The 15172-nt window shown below is 55.5% G+C and carries 14 protein-coding genes; 11 read left to right on the plus strand and 3 right to left on the minus strand.

Going from position 1 to position 15172, the window contains the following annotated elements; translation table 11 throughout:
• Window positions 1-144 precede the first annotated feature (144 nt).
• The 10 genes from fabZ (at window position 145) to NIM72_RS15855 (ending at window position 12099) form a co-directional block, all read left to right on the plus strand.
• On the plus strand, window positions 145-600 hold the full coding sequence (gene fabZ / locus NIM72_RS15810) for a 3-hydroxyacyl-ACP dehydratase FabZ (protein WP_003852639.1): 456 nt from the start codon (window positions 145-147) through the stop codon (window positions 598-600).
• A 3-nt stretch (window positions 601-603) separates the two neighbouring features.
• Complete coding sequence (gene lpxA / locus NIM72_RS15815) at window positions 604-1392, plus strand: acyl-ACP--UDP-N-acetylglucosamine O-acyltransferase (protein ID WP_253421122.1); 789 nt, start codon at window positions 604-606, stop codon at window positions 1390-1392.
• 3 nt (window positions 1393-1395) lie between these two features.
• A complete protein-coding gene (gene lpxB, locus NIM72_RS15820; protein ID WP_161735496.1) occupies window positions 1396-2544 on the plus strand; it encodes a lipid-A-disaccharide synthase in 1149 nt (382 codons plus the stop codon).
• The gene (rnhB, locus tag NIM72_RS15825; protein ID WP_161735498.1) at window positions 2537-3163 is read left to right on the plus strand and encodes a ribonuclease HII; all 627 of its coding nucleotides are present in this window, start codon (window positions 2537-2539) and stop codon (window positions 3161-3163) included. Before lpxB ends, rnhB begins: the two co-directional genes overlap by 8 nt.
• A 31-nt stretch (window positions 3164-3194) precedes the next feature.
• Window positions 3195-6677, plus strand: coding sequence for a DNA polymerase III subunit alpha (dnaE, locus tag NIM72_RS15830; protein ID WP_161735500.1), 3483 nt, complete (start codon window positions 3195-3197; stop codon window positions 6675-6677).
• A gap of 12 nt (window positions 6678-6689) precedes the next feature.
• Window positions 6690-7646 (plus strand): acetyl-CoA carboxylase carboxyl transferase subunit alpha, encoded by a 957-nt coding sequence (accA, locus tag NIM72_RS15835; RefSeq protein ID WP_013356851.1) that lies wholly within the window; start codon window positions 6690-6692, stop codon window positions 7644-7646.
• Between the two features lie 169 nt (window positions 7647-7815).
• A complete protein-coding gene (locus NIM72_RS15840) occupies window positions 7816-9966 on the plus strand; it encodes a lysine decarboxylase LdcC (RefSeq protein ID WP_253421124.1) in 2151 nt (716 codons plus the stop codon).
• Window positions 9967-10030: 64 nt separating this feature from the next.
• A complete protein-coding gene (locus NIM72_RS15845; RefSeq protein ID WP_253421126.1) occupies window positions 10031-10420 on the plus strand; it encodes a VOC family protein in 390 nt (129 codons plus the stop codon).
• A 52-nt stretch (window positions 10421-10472) separates the two neighbouring features.
• On the plus strand, window positions 10473-11852 hold the full coding sequence (tilS, locus tag NIM72_RS15850; RefSeq protein ID WP_253421128.1) for a tRNA lysidine(34) synthetase TilS: 1380 nt from the start codon (window positions 10473-10475) through the stop codon (window positions 11850-11852).
• Window positions 11791-12099, plus strand: a complete 309-nt coding sequence (locus NIM72_RS15855; protein WP_161735506.1) for a cytochrome c — start codon at window positions 11791-11793, stop codon at window positions 12097-12099. The genes tilS and NIM72_RS15855 overlap by 62 nt, the downstream gene beginning before the upstream one ends.
• A gap of 40 nt (window positions 12100-12139) precedes the next feature.
• On the opposite strand, the gene rof is transcribed toward NIM72_RS15855, so the two are convergent.
• Together rof and NIM72_RS15865 are read right to left on the minus strand one after the other, a co-directional pair.
• Complete coding sequence (gene rof / locus NIM72_RS15860) at window positions 12140-12400, minus strand: Rho-binding antiterminator (protein WP_150010675.1); 261 nt, start codon at window positions 12398-12400, stop codon at window positions 12140-12142.
• A complete protein-coding gene (locus tag NIM72_RS15865; protein WP_003852623.1) occupies window positions 12387-12587 on the minus strand; it encodes a YaeP family protein in 201 nt (66 codons plus the stop codon). Before NIM72_RS15865 ends, rof begins: the two co-directional genes overlap by 14 nt.
• Before the next feature lie 217 nt (window positions 12588-12804).
• On the opposite strand from NIM72_RS15865, the gene arfB reads away from it, so the two are divergent.
• On the plus strand, window positions 12805-13215 hold the full coding sequence (gene arfB / locus NIM72_RS15870; protein WP_003852622.1) for an alternative ribosome rescue aminoacyl-tRNA hydrolase ArfB: 411 nt from the start codon (window positions 12805-12807) through the stop codon (window positions 13213-13215).
• A 204-nt stretch (window positions 13216-13419) separates the two neighbouring features.
• Here arfB and proS read toward each other — a convergent pair whose 3' ends face one another.
• The gene (gene proS, locus NIM72_RS15875) at window positions 13420-15138 is read right to left on the minus strand and encodes a proline--tRNA ligase (protein ID WP_253421130.1); all 1719 of its coding nucleotides are present in this window, start codon (window positions 15136-15138) and stop codon (window positions 13420-13422) included.
• Between the last annotated feature and the right edge of the window lie 34 nt (window positions 15139-15172).

Raw genomic sequence — 15172 nt, forward strand, 5'->3', positions numbered from 1 at the left:
CCAAAACTGACCGGCTTTCATAATAAAAATGTTAAGCAGGGAAGCCCGGCGCCACAGAACCTATTTGCGGCCTGCGGAAGATCATTTTGATCTGTGCAGGCCGTGTTATTGACGTCATCAGATTTTTAGGACAGGAAGAGTATTTTGACTACTGAAACTCATACTCTGAAAATTGAAGAGATTTTAGAGCTGCTGCCGCACCGCTATCCGTTTCTATTGGTAGACCGCGTGCTGGAATTTGAAGAGCACAAATACCTGCGTGCAGTGAAGAACGTTTCTGTTAATGAACCGTTTTTCCAGGGGCACTTCCCTGGTAAACCGATTTTTCCTGGCGTTCTGATACTGGAAGCGATGGCGCAGGCCACCGGTATTCTGGCGTTTAAAAGCGTAGGTAAACTGGAACCAGGTGAACTCTATTACTTTGCCGGTATCGACAGTGCCCGTTTCAAGCGCCCTGTGGTACCAGGCGATCAGATGATCATGGAAGTCACTTTCGAGAAAACCCGCCGTGGTCTGACCCGCTTTAAAGGCGTGGCGACTGTCGATGGTAAAATCGTTTGTGAAGCGACCATGATGTGTGCCCGTAGCCGGGAGGCATAATTCGTGATTGATCCAACCGCCACTATCCATCCCAGTTCAGTCATCGAAGAGGGCGCTGTTATTGGCGCCCGCGTTCACATTGGCCCTTTTTGCTTTATTGGCGCGAATGTGGAGATCGATGAAGGAACGGTACTGAAGTCACACGTTGTGGTTAATGGCCACACGCGCATCGGTAAAGATAATCAGATCTATCAGTTCGCCTCGATTGGTGAAGTGAATCAGGATCTGAAATATGCCGGTGAGCCAACGCGGGTTGAGATCGGCGATCGCAACCGCATTCGTGAAAGCGTGACGATTCATCGCGGCACCACGCAGGGGGGCCATGTCACCACCGTGGGCAGCGATAATCTGCTGATGGTAAATGTCCATATTGCGCATGACTGCGTGATTGGCAACCGCTGTATCTTCGCTAACAACGCCACCCTGGGTGGTCACGTGACGGTCGATGATTTCGCCATTATTGGCGGCATGACAGCGGTACATCAGTGGTGCATCATCGGTGCTCACGTGATGGTAGGTGGCTGTTCCGGCGTGGCGCAGGATGTGCCGCCTTACGTTATTGCGCAGGGCAACCACGCGACGCCGTTCGGAATCAATATTGAAGGTCTTAAGCGCCGTGGCTTCAGCAAAGAGTCGTTGCACGCCATTCGCAACGCCTACAAGCTGCTCTACCGCAGCGGCAGAACGCTGGAAGAAGTGAAGCCGGAGATTGAAGCCATCGCGCAGCAGCACAGCGAAGTGCAGCCTTTCTACGACTTCTTCACCCGTTCAACCCGTGGATTAATTCGTTAATCCATGTCAGCGCGTCCTTTAACGATTGCCCTGGTCGCCGGAGAAACCTCCGGCGATATTCTTGGTGCGGGTCTCATTCGTGCCCTGAAAGCCCGTCATCCTGATGCACGCTTTGTCGGCGTGGCGGGCCCACTGATGCAGGCTGAAGGGTGCGAAGCCTGGTATGAGATGGAAGAGCTGGCGGTGATGGGCATTGTCGAGGTGCTGGGTCGCCTGCGACGTCTGCTGACAATCCGCCGCGATCTCACCCGGCGCTTTACCGGACTCAGACCCGATGTCTTTGTCGGCATTGATGCGCCCGATTTCAATATCACGCTGGAAGGCAATCTCAAACGCACGGGCATTCGCACGATCCACTATGTCAGCCCTTCGGTGTGGGCATGGCGGCAAAAGCGCGTGTTTAAGATTGGTCGTAATACCGATCTGGTACTGGCCTTCCTGCCGTTTGAAAAAGCTTTCTACGATCGCTATAACGTTCCCTGTCGCTTTATCGGCCACACCATGGCGGATGCCATGCCGCTGCAACCCGACAAACTGGCTGCGCGCCGTCATCTCGGTATTGCCGATGATGCACTGTGTCTGGCCCTGCTGCCCGGCAGCCGTGGTGCGGAAGTGGAAATGCTCAGCGCTGATTTCCTGAAAACAGCTCAACTGTTGCGTCGTCACTATCCGGCGCTGGAAATCGTGGTGCCGCTGGTTAATGCCCGTCGTCGCGAACAGTTTGAGAAAATCAAAGCCGACGTCGCTCCCGAACTGCCGATGCATCTGCTGGATGGTCAGGGACGTGAAGCGATGATTGCGAGTGATGCCGCACTCCTGGCGTCAGGTACTGCCGCACTGGAGTGCATGCTGGCAAAATGCCCTATGGTCGTCGGTTATCGAATGAAGCCGGCCACGTTCTGGCTGGCGAAACGGCTGGTAAAAACGCCTTACGTCTCGCTGCCAAATTTGCTGGCCGGGCGTGAGCTGGTCAAAGAGTTACTGCAGGATGAGTGTCAGCCAGAAGCCCTGGCCGCGGCATTAGATCCGCTGCTGCATGCCGGGCCTGAGCGCGAAACCCTGCTGCAGACGTTCCATGAATTACATCAACAGATCCGCTGGCACGCCGATGAGCAGGCAGCGGATGCGGTACTGGAGCTGGTGAATGCCTGATTTTATCTATCCTGTCGCCAGGCTGATTGCCGGTGTGGACGAAGTGGGGCGCGGTCCGCTGGTCGGCGCGGTCGTCACTGCTGCAGTCATCCTCGACCCGGCTAATCCGATTACCGGCCTGGCTGATTCCAAAAAACTGTCGGAAAAGCGCCGCCTGTCGTTGTATGACGAAATCAAAGAGAAGGCGCTGGCATGGAGTCTGGGACGTGCAGAACCTGAAGAGATCGACCAGCTCAACATCCTGCATGCCACCATGCTGGCGATGCAGCGCGCGGTCGCTGGCCTGAGTATCCAGCCCGACTATGTACTGATTGATGGTAATCGTTGCCCGGCGCTGCCCATGCCTTCACAGGCTGTCGTCAAAGGGGATAGCCTGGTGGCCGAAATCAGTGCAGCCTCCATCATCGCCAAAGTATCGCGCGATCGCGAGATGGCCGAGCTGGATCTGCTTTTCCCGCAGTATGGCTTTGCGCAGCACAAAGGTTATCCGACGGCGCTGCATATGGAAAAACTGACGCAGTATGGCGCCACGCCGCACCACCGTCGCAGTTTTGCGCCTGTACGCAACGCGCTGCTCGACGCTGAAGTACTGGCTGCCCGCCAGACCCTTACGCTTTAATAGCCTGACGCTGTTTTAACCGGAAACTGATATGGCTGAACCCCGTTTTATACATCTGCGTGTCCACAGTGACTATTCGATGGTTGATGGCCTGGCGAAAACCGGGCCATTGATCAAGAAGGCAGCTGCCCTTGGCATGCCTGCTATCGCAATTACCGACTTCACTAACCTTTGTGGTCTGGTGAAATTTTACGGTGGCGCACACAGCGCAGGGATAAAGCCGGTCATTGGTGCCGATTTCAACGTTGCCAGCGAGTTGATGGGGGATGAGCTGACCCAACTTACCGTGCTGGCTTCAAGTAATACCGGCTATCAGAATCTGACGCTGCTGATCTCCCGCGCCTATCAGCGTGGTTATGGCGTAGATGGACCGATCATCGATCGCGACTGGCTGATTGAGTTGCAGGAAGGGTTAATCCTGCTGTCGGGCGGACGGCGTGGCGATGTGGGCCGCAGCCTGCTGCGTGGCAATAACGCCCTGGTGTCGCAGTGTCTGTCGTTTTACCAGCAGCATTTCCCCGATCGCTACTATCTGGAGCTGATCCGCACCGGTCGTCAGGACGAAGAGAGCTATCTGCATGCCGCCGTTGAGCTGGCCATTGCCGAGGGCATCCCGGTCGTCGCCACCAATGAAGTCTGCTTTATCAACGCAGAAGATTTCGACGCGCACGAAATTCGCGTTGCGATTCACGACGGCTATACGCTGGATGATCCCAAGCGTCCGCGCAACTACAGTCCTCAGCAATATATGCGCAGCGAAGAAGAGATGTGCGAGCTGTTCTCGGACATCCCGGAAGCGCTGGAAAACAGCGTAGAGATTGCTAAGCGTTGTAACGTCACGGTCCGGCTCGGCGAGTACTTCCTGCCGCAGTTCCCGACCGGCGACATGACCACTGAAGATTATCTGGTGGTGAAATCCCGTGAGGGACTGGAAGAGCGTCTGGTGTTCCTGTTCCCGGACGAGGCTGAGCGCGCGGAAAAACGCCCGGAATATGATGAGCGTCTGGAAATTGAACTCAACGTTATCAACCAGATGGGATTCCCGGGCTACTTCCTGATCGTAATGGAGTTCATCCAGTGGTCCAAGGATAACGGTGTGCCGGTCGGACCGGGGCGTGGTTCGGGTGCGGGTTCGCTGGTGGCCTATGCGTTGAAAATCACCGATATCGATCCGCTGGAATTTGACCTGCTGTTCGAACGCTTCCTGAACCCTGAACGTGTCTCAATGCCCGACTTCGACGTCGACTTCTGCATGGAGAAGCGCGATCAGGTGATCGAACATGTCGCCGATATGTACGGACGTGAAGCGGTTTCACAGATCATTACCTTCGGCACCATGGCAGCGAAAGCGGTTATCCGCGATGTGGGCCGCGTGCTGGGTCATCCTTACGGCTTCGTTGACCGTATTTCAAAACTGATCCCGCCCGATCCCGGCATGACGCTGGAAAAAGCGTTTATTGCTGAACCACAACTTCCTGCGATGTATGACGCAGATGAAGAGGTGAAAGCGCTCATCGACATGGCGCGCAAGCTGGAAGGGGTGACGCGTAACGCCGGTAAGCATGCGGGTGGCGTGGTCATTGCGCCAACGAAGATCACCGATTTTGCGCCGCTCTATTGCGATGAGCACGGCCAGTTCCCGGTCACCCAGTTCGATAAAAATGATGTGGAATATGCCGGACTGGTGAAGTTCGACTTCCTGGGGCTGCGTACGCTGACCATCATCGACTGGGCGCTGAAGATGATCAATCCGCGCCGGGAAAAAGAGGGACTGGAGCCGATCGATATCGCCGCGATCCCACTGGATGATAAGAAAAGCTTCGATATGCTGCAGCGCTCGGAAACCACCGCAGTGTTCCAGCTTGAATCGCGCGGCATGAAAGATCTGATTAAGCGTCTTAAGCCCGACTGCTTCGAAGATATGATCGCACTGGTGGCGCTGTTCCGTCCTGGTCCTCTGCAGTCCGGCATGGTAGACAACTTCATTGACCGTAAGCATGGCCGGGAAGCGATCTCCTATCCCGACATCCAGTGGCAGCATGAAAGCCTGAAGCCAGTACTGGAGCCAACGTACGGCATCATCCTCTATCAGGAACAGGTGATGCAGATCGCCCAGGTCCTGTCCGGTTACACACTGGGCGGTGCAGATATGCTGCGTCGCGCCATGGGTAAAAAGAAACCTGAGGAGATGGCCAAACAGCGTTCAGTCTTCCGCGACGGTGCCGAAAGCATGGGCATCGACGGCGAACTGTCGATGAAGATCTTCGATCTGGTGGAAAAATTTGCAGGGTATGGCTTTAACAAGTCACACTCTGCGGCCTACGCACTGGTCTCCTATCAGACGCTGTGGCTGAAAGCGCACTATCCGGCTGAGTTTATGGCGGCGGTTATGACCGCCGATATGGATAACACCGAGAAAGTAGTCGGCCTGGTCGATGAGTGCTGGCGGATGGGGTTGAAAGTCCTGCCGCCCGATATTAACTCCGGTCTCTATCCGTTCCATGTTAACGAAGCGGGCGAGATCGTGTACGGCATAGGCGCGATCAAAGGCGTGGGCGAAGGTCCGATCGAAGCGATCATCGACGCCCGTAACGAAGGCGGCTATTTCCGCGAGCTGTTTGATCTCTGCGCCCGTACCGATACCAAAAAGATCAACCGTCGGGTGATGGAGAAACTGATTATGTCCGGGGCCTTTGATCGCCTCGGACCGCATCGCGCGGCGCTGATGAGTGCACTCAGCGACGCGCTGAAAGCGGCCGATCAACACGCGAAAGCGGAAGCGATTGGTCAGGCAGATATGTTTGGCGTACTGGCAGAAGAGCCGGAGCAGGTTGAGAAATCGTACGCCAGCGTCACACCCTGGCCTGAGCAGGTGCAGCTGGATGGTGAACGGGAAACGCTGGGCTTGTACCTGACCGGCCACCCGATTAATCAGTATCTGAAAGAAATTGAGCGTTACGTTGGCGGGGTGCGGCTGAAAGATATGCATCCTACCGATCGGGGTAAAATTACCGTGGCGGCCGGTCTGGTGATCGCCGCGCGGGTAATGGTGACCAAACGCGGCAACCGAATTGGTATCTGTACTCTGGACGATCGCTCCGGTCGTCTTGAGGTGATGTTATTTACCGATGCGTTAGATAAATACCAGCAGTTGCTGGAGAAAGACCGAATCCTGATCGTCAGCGGACAGGTCAGCTTTGATGACTTCAGTGGTGGGCTTAAAATGACCGCGCGTGAAGTCATGGACATCGACGAAGCTCGCGAAAAATACGCGCGCGGACTTGCTATCTCGCTGACGGACAGGCAAATTGATGACCAGCTATTAAACCGACTCCGTCAGTCCCTGGAACCCCATCGATCAGGGACTATTCCGGTGCATCTCTACTATCAGAGAGCCGACGCGCGAGCGAAGCTGCGCTTTGGTGCAGCGTGGCGAATTTCGCCCAGCGATCGTTTACTTAACGATCTGCGCTCGTTGATTGGATCGGAGCAGGTGGAACTGGAGTTTGACTAGAACAGGAACATTATGAGTCTTAATTACCTGGATTTTGAACAGCCAATTGCAGAACTGGAAGCGAAGATTGATTCGCTGACCTCGATTGGTCGTCAGGATGATAAACACGTTAATCTGGATGAAGAAGTTCAGCGTCTGCGTGAGAAAAGCGTTGAGCTGACCCGTAAAATCTTCGCCGATTTGGGCGCATGGCAAATTGCCCAACTGGCACGCCATCCTTTACGTCCTTACACCTTTGACTACGTTCGCAACGCCTTCGACGATTTCGATGAGCTGGCGGGCGACCGTGCTTATGCGGACGACAAAGCGATTGTCGGCGGGATTGCGCGTCTTGATGGACGTCCGGTGATGATCATCGGGCACCAGAAAGGCCGTGAAACCAAAGAGAAGATTCGCCGTAACTTCGGCATGCCCGCACCGGAAGGCTACCGCAAAGCGCTGCGCCTGATGGAGATGGCTGAACGTTTCAAAATGCCAATCATCACCTTCATCGACACACCGGGTGCTTATCCGGGCGTGGGCGCGGAAGAGCGTGGGCAGTCTGAAGCGATTGCCCGCAACCTGCGTGAAATGTCTGGTCTGAAAGTACCCGTGATCTGTACGGTCATCGGTGAAGGCGGTTCAGGTGGCGCGCTGGCAATTGGCGTGGGCGATAAAGTGAATATGCTGCAGTACAGCACTTATTCAGTGATCTCGCCGGAAGGCTGTGCTTCCATTCTGTGGAAAAGCGCTGACAAAGCACCGCTTGCCGCCGAAGCGATGGGCATTACTGCGCACCGTCTGAAAGAGCTGAAGCTGATTGACTCCGTCATCCCTGAACCGCTGGGTGGCGCGCATCGTCGTCCGGTGGATATGGCGCAGTCACTCAAGCAGCAGCTGCTGGCTGACCTGGCCGACCTCGATGGATTAACCACCGAGGAGCTGCTGGATCGTCGTTATCAGCGTCTGATGAGCTATGGCTACGCCTGATTTTAGCCCATCAATAAAAGCGGACTTCGGTCCGCTTTTTTTATGCCGCCAGTTCAGCCCCCGCACGCGGTCTGACGCCTTTCAGCCTCATCTGATCGTCCCCTTGCTACACCTTCCCTGAGTTAGCGGTTATGCTTGTCCGGTTCCACAACAATCAGGGAGAGGGGCATTGAATATTCTGGCGATCATGGGCGCGCACGGCGTGTTTTATAAAGATGAACCGTTACGCGAACTCGACGCGGCGTTAAATCTGCAAGGCTTCCAGCTGCTTTACCCGAAAAACAGTGATGATCTGCTGAAGCTGATTGAACACAATCCGCGTATCAGCGGCGTCATCTTCGACTGGGATGCACACAACAGTCCTGAACTGTGTGGTGAGATTAATCAGCTCAACGAATACCTGCCGCTGTACGCCTTTATTAATACCCACTCACAGATGGACATCAGCATCAATGAGATGCGCATGCCGCTGCACTTTTTTGAATATGCGCTGAATGCCGCCGACGATATCGCGCTGCATATCCGGCAGTATACCGATGACTATCTCGACCACATTACGCCGCCGCTGACCAAAGCATTGTTCACCTATGTGAAAGAGGGCAAGTACACCTTCTGCACACCGGGCCATATGGCGGGCACCGCATTTCAGAAGAGCCCGGTAGGCTGCCTGTTCTACGATTTCTTCGGGGCCAATACGCTGAAGTCGGACATCTCCATTTCAGTGACCGAGCTGGGTTCGCTGCTGGATCACACCGGCCCGCACCTTGAAGCGGAAGAGTACATCGCACGCACGTTTGGCGCCGAGCAGAGTTATATGGTGACCAATGGCACCTCAACGTCGAACAAAATTGTCGGCATGTATGCGGCCCCGGCGGGCAGCACCGTATTGATCGATCGCAACTGCCACAAGTCTCTGACTCATCTGCTGATGATGAGCGATCTGGTCCCGATCTGGCTGAAGCCGACCCGCAATGCGCTGGGGATTCTCGGCGGTATCCCGAAGCACGAGTTCACCCGTGAGAGCATTACGCAGAAGGTCGCGACCACCGATCGCGCTACCTGGCCGGTGCATGCGGTGATCACCAACTCCACTTACGATGGGCTGCTCTACAATACCCAGTTCATTAAAGAGACGCTGGATGTGCCGTCAATTCATTTCGATTCAGCCTGGGTGCCTTACACCAATTTCCATCCGATTTATGCCGGTAAAAGCGGCATGAGTGGCGATCGTATTCCGGGCAAGGTGATATACGAGACGCAATCGACCCACAAACTGCTGGCGGCGTTCTCGCAGGCCTCCATGATTCACATTAAAGGCGACTACGACGAACAGACGTTTAACGAAGCCTACATGATGCACACCACCACCTCGCCCAATTACGCTATTGTCTCCTCAATTGAAACTGCCGCCGCCATGCTGCGCGGTAACCCCGGTAAGCGGTTAATCAATCGCTCGGTGGAACGCGCGCTGCACTTCCGTCGGGAAATCCAGCGCCTGCGCGAAGAGTCTGACAGCTGGTTCTTCGATATCTGGCAGCCGGAACAGATTGATGAAGCGCAATGCTGGGCGATCCAGCCCGGCGACGAAGAGTGGCACGGATTTACGCAGGCCGATCGTGACCACATGTACCTCGATCCGATCAAGGTCACCATTCTGACGCCAGGTATGAGCGAGCTGGGTGAGATGGCGGAAGAGGGGATCCCGGCCGCGCTGGTAGCGAAGTTTCTCGATGAGCGCGGCATTGTAGTGGAGAAGACCGGCCCCTATAACCTGCTGTTCCTGTTCAGTATCGGCATCGACAAAACCAAAGCGATGAGCGTGCTGCGCGGTCTGACCCAGTTTAAACGCGCCTACGATCTCAATCTGCGGGTGAAAAATATGCTGCCGGATCTCTACGCTGAAGATCCCGACTTTTATCGAAATATGCGTATCCAGACGCTGGCGCAGGGGATCCATCAGCTGATCCGCCATCACGATCTGCCGCGTCTGATGCTGCAGGCATTTGATGTGCTGCCCGAAATGAAGATGACGCCGCATCAGGCGTTTCAGCAGCAGGTGAAGGGCAATATCGAAACGGTGGATCTCAGTGAACTGGTCGGGCGGGTGTCGGCCAACATGATTCTGCCTTATCCGCCAGGCGTTCCACTGGTGATGCCGGGCGAGATGATTACGGAGAAGAGCCGTGCTGTGCTCGACTTCCTGCTAATGCTGTGCAGCATTGGCCGTCATTATCCGGGCTTCGAAACCGATATTCACGGTGCCAGCCTGATGGAAGAGGGCGAGTACCGCGTTCGCGTGCTAAAAAACGATCCCGCGTAAACCCTTAAACCACTCACAGCGGCAGGCGGTCTGCGGGCAGCCTGCCTGAATCAGGACATTCACTATGTTGCAGTTAACCGCTATTCACCACATCGCCATCATCGCGTCCGACTATCAGCGCAGCAAAGCGTTCTATTGTGACGTGCTGGGCTTTCGCCTGATGGGCGAAGTTTACCGCGAGGCGCGCGACTCCTGGAAAGGCGACCTGGCCTTACAGGATCGCTATACCATTGAGCTGTTCTCTTTCCCTGAGCCGCCGGTGCGGGTCAGTCATCCCGAAGCATGTGGCCTGCGCCACCTGGCCTTTACCGTGCCGGATGTGGTCGCTGCTGTCGCCACGCTGGCCGATAAAGGTGTTATCTGCGAGCCGATTCGCATTGATGAACTGACCGGTAAACAGTGTACGTTCTTTACGGATCCGGATGGTTTGCCGCTGGAGCTTTATCAGGCGTAAAATAGCGCGTTCAGCGGGCGACATTCAGTGGCCCGATTTTTCGGATGCCGCTATGTCTTTGCCCGCTTTTGACGCCCTGTTGCAACCTGATGCCGCGCTGGTAGTCGCATTCAGCGGCGGACTCGATTCAACGGTGCTGCTGCATCAGCTTCGCGGCTGGCAGCAGCAGCATCCTCAGTCGCGCCTGCGGGCGTTGCATGTGCATCACGGTCTTAGCCCGAATGCCGATGCATGGGCCGCCCATTGCCAGACGATATGCGAACAGTTGCAGCTGACATGTGACGTGCTGCGCGTGACGGTGGATGACAGGGAAACCGGGATTGAAGCAGCCGCCCGCACCGCCCGTTATCAGGCGCTGAGCGCCGCGCTCAAGCCGGGCGAGATATTACTTACCGCGCAGCACCTCGACGATCAGTGTGAAACCTTTCTGCTGGCGCTGAAGCGCGGCAGTGGTCCTGCCGGGCTGGCTGCGATGCCATCATCGCGCATGCTGGGTTCCCATCAGCTGGTGCGTCCGCTGCTGAATCAGTCGCGAAAGTCGCTGGAAGCTTACGCCGACGTACATCAGCTGGTGTGGATAGATGATGAAAGCAATCAGGATCTTCGCTACGATCGTAACTTCTTACGCCAGCGGCTGCTGCCTGAGCTTTATCAGCGCTGGCCCCATTTTGCCGAGGCAACGGCCCGAAGTGCGGCATTGTGCAGTGAACAGGAGCAGTTGCTGGATGAACTGCTCGCCGGGCAACTGGCCGAGCTGATCCAGCCTGACGGCAGCCTCTACTTTCCACCTTTAATGAACATGAGCGCGCTGCGCGCTAACGCGTTATTGCGCCGCTGGATCGCCGGACAGGGTGGGGCGATGCCATCCCGTGATGCGCTGAAGCGTATTTGCGATGAAGTGATGGTAAGCCGGGAAGATGCACAGCCCCGGCTACGCTTAGGTCAGGCTGAATTGCGTCGGTACCGTCAGCAACTCTACTGGCTGCCGTTATTCCCGTCACTGCGAGACATTGAGCTGGCATGGCCCGATATTCGCCAGCCGCTGGATTTACCACAGAATCTCGGCACGCTGCGAGCCAGCCAGTCACAAAGCCTGTTACGCTATCCTCAGCCGGATGAGCAGATCAGCGTGCGGTTCCATGCGCAGGGTCACGTTCATGTGGTGGGTCGCAATGGCGGAAGAGAAATGAAAAAGCTGTGGCAGGAGTTACAGATACCGCCGTGGCAGCGAGAACGGCTGCCGTTAATTTTTTACAACCAGGCGCTGGTCTGTCTACCGAATCTCTTTGTCACCCATGCTGGCGCGGCCAGTGATCAGCAGGGCTGGCAGATAGTCTGGGACATGACACCTGCGCAGGAGAGCAATAACAATGAAGCAATGGCTTATCGCCTGTTTAGTGGCCGCCGTGTTACCGGCATGGGCGGCGGGTGATGCGCACCGCGGCGCAGAAAAAGCGGCCAGTTGCATGGCGTGTCATGGCGCAGCGGGCAAAGCGGCGGTGCCGCTCTACCCAAACCTGGCCGGACAACACGCCCCTTATCTGGAGCATGCGCTGCAGGCCTACAAAAAGGGTGAGCGCAGCGGGGGTCAGGCTGAGGTCATGAAGGCGTTTGTGGCGGGATTAAGCGATAGCGATATGGCGGATCTGGCGGCGTACTACAGTTCGTTACAGCCCTGATGTTTAAACGGGCGGGAAGGTCCCGCCCGGAATGCGTGGATTACTCTGCGCTGACCACGACCGTACCCAGTTCGGGATGGGTAAAGCTGGCGATATGATCGAGACGTAATTCGCGATGCTCACCGGAAAGATCGATAGCCAGATATTCCACATTCTTGCGTGAAAAGATCTCTTTAGCCTTTGCCTTGAGCTGCTCGCCATCTTTCATTTCCAGCGACAGCATCCAGTGGTTCTGGCAGGCGAGCTCCAGATTATCGTAATCATCGCAATTGATAGGTTGGTACGCTTCATTTATCAACATAGTCGCTCACCAATAAGTTAGCAGCGGCGTAAGCCGCCTGTTCCCTGACAGAAGAGTTTAGCTCAGTATTTGCGGCAATATCATTAAGTGCCTTTAATGCGCAGCCAATCGCATCCGGTATGTAACCTAAATCCCCGCTGCCGATTTCGGCATATTTCCGGCGAACTAACTCACAATAATTTTGCACGTGGCCCTCCTCAGCAGAGCGTAAATACTCTGGTTAACTGGCGACTATATCATAGCCATTTGGAGGAAATCAGCCTGTGTAAAGCAGGATCAGTGCGCGAATCACTGCTAAAGTGACAGATTCCGCTGTCTCAGGCGGACTGAATCAGAGCACAAAAGGTTAAATTGATGAACAGGTTATCGGAGGTCAACGTGATTAAGGTATGGGGAGAGCGCTAATGATTATGCTATCCCGTTCGGTTGAGATTCCGGAGAGTGAGATCGAGCTGACGGCGATTCGTGCCCAGGGTGCAGGCGGACAACATGTCAACAAAGCCAGCACCGCCATTCATCTGCGTTTCGATATTGCGGCCTCTTCACTGCCTGCGTTTTATAAAGAGCGACTGCTCACCGCCAGCCATCATCTGATTACCGGTGATGGCGTCGTGGTGATTAAGGCGCAGGAGTATCGTAGTCAGGAGATGAATCGTGAAGCGGCGCTGCAACGTCTGGTCAATCTGATCCAGGAGCTGAGCACCGTCGAAAAAGCCCGGCGCGCCACGCGCCCGACCCGCGCCTCGAAAGAACGTCGTCTGGAAGGAAAAGCGCGACGCAGTTCGACTAAATCGATGCGGGGCAAGGTGCAATAAAAAACGCCCCGCAGGCGGGGCGTTTGAGAACTTATAACTTCAGGGGCGAGCCTTGAAGAGATTCCGAGCTTTCTCAGGGAACCGGGTCAGACCGGAAAGTCGCTAAAGCCATCCATGGCCGCTTTCCTCTTCTGACCCGGTTCCTTTCACGTTGAACTCATCAGTTGCGGCCAGATTCAGCCCGCTTTGACTAACGCTAAGAACTTACTTATTCAGAGCCTTCAGCAGGAAATCAACGATTTCATCCTGCTTAATCATCTGCTTCTCACCGGCACGACGTGATTTATATTCAATCTCCTGATTGTCGAGATTGCGGTCGCCGATGACGATGGTGTGCGGCACACCGATCAGTTCCATATCTGCGAACATCACGCCCGGACGCTCTTTACGGTCATCCAGAATAACCTCAACGCCCCTGGCTCGCAGGGTGGCATACAGCTCTTCCGCCAGCTCTTTAACGCGGAACGATTTCTGCATATTCATCGGCAGAATTGCCACTTCGAACGGTGCCAGTGCGGCTGGCCAGATGATGCCGCGATCGTCATGGTTCTGCTCAATGGCTGCGGCAACCACGCGAGTGATGCCGATGCCATAGCAGCCCATGCTCATCACCTGATTACGGCCATCTTCACCCTGAACGGAGGCTTTCAGCGCGTCAGAATACTTGGTGCCGAGCTGGAAGATGTGACCCACTTCGATGCCGCGTTTGATCTGCAGCGTACCTTTGCCATCCGGGCTTAAATCGCCTTCGACCACGTTACGGATATCTGCAACGCTGGCCAGCGGCAGATCGCGCTCCCAGTTAATGCCGAAGTAGTGTTTACCATCGACGTTGGCACCGGCGCTGAAGTCGCTCATCTTCGCCACGGTACGGTCAGCAATGATCGGCATCTGCAGACCAACCGGGCCGATTGAACCCGGTCCGGCACCCACTGCGGCGCGAATCTCTTCTTCGGTCGCGAACACCAGCGGTGACGCAACGATCTCTGACTTCTCCGCTTTGATCTCATTAAGCTGATGATCGCCGCGTACCAGCAGGGCAACCAGCGCGTGGCCGCTCTCTTCGGCAGCTTTAACAATCAGCGTTTTCACTGTTTTTTCAACAGGCACACTGAATTGCTCAACCAGCTCCACGATGGTTTTTGCGTCTGGCGTCTCAACCAGCTGCATCTCCTGCGATGGCGCGGCACGTTCACCCGCGGGGGCAACGGCTTCGGCCAGCTCAATGTTGGCGGCGTAATCAGAATCGGTAGAGAAGATCACATCATCTTCACCGCTCTGCGCCAGTACCTGGAACTCATGTGATGCGCTGCCGCCGATAGAGCCAGTGTCGGCCTGCACGGCACGGAAATCCAGGCCCATACGGCTGAAAATCTGGCTATAAGCGCGGTACATCGCGTCATAGGTTTCCTGCAGCGATTCCTGCGACGTATGGAATGAGTAAGCATCTTTCATGATGAACTCGCGTGAACGCATCACGCCAAAGCGCGGACGGACTTCATCACGGAATTTGGTCTGAATCTGATAGAGGTTGAGTGGCAGTTGCTTATAAGAGCTCAGCTCATTGCGGATCAGGTCAGTGACCACCTCTTCATGCGTCGGACCCAGCACGAACGGACGTTCGTGGCGATCGGCAATACGTAACAGTTCCGGGCCATACTCCTCCCAGCGACCGCTCTCCTGCCACAGGTCGGCGGGCTGCACAACCGGCATTAAAATCTCAACCGCGCCCGCGTTGTTCATCTCTTCACGCACGATGTTTTCGACTTTCTTCAGCACGCGAACCCCGGTCGGTAACCAGGTGTACAAGCCAGAAGCCAGTTTGCGGATCATACCGGCGCGCAGCATCAGCTGGTGGCTGATCACTTCAGCGTCGGAAGGCGTCTCTTTCTGAGTAGAGAGCAGATATTGAGTAGTACGCATTGATTACGGTTCCAGTTGATCGGAAAGTCACAGA

The organism is Pantoea sp. B550 (genome assembly GCF_024158165.1).
In the GTDB taxonomy this organism is placed as follows: domain Bacteria; phylum Pseudomonadota; class Gammaproteobacteria; order Enterobacterales; family Enterobacteriaceae; genus Pantoea; species Pantoea alfalfae.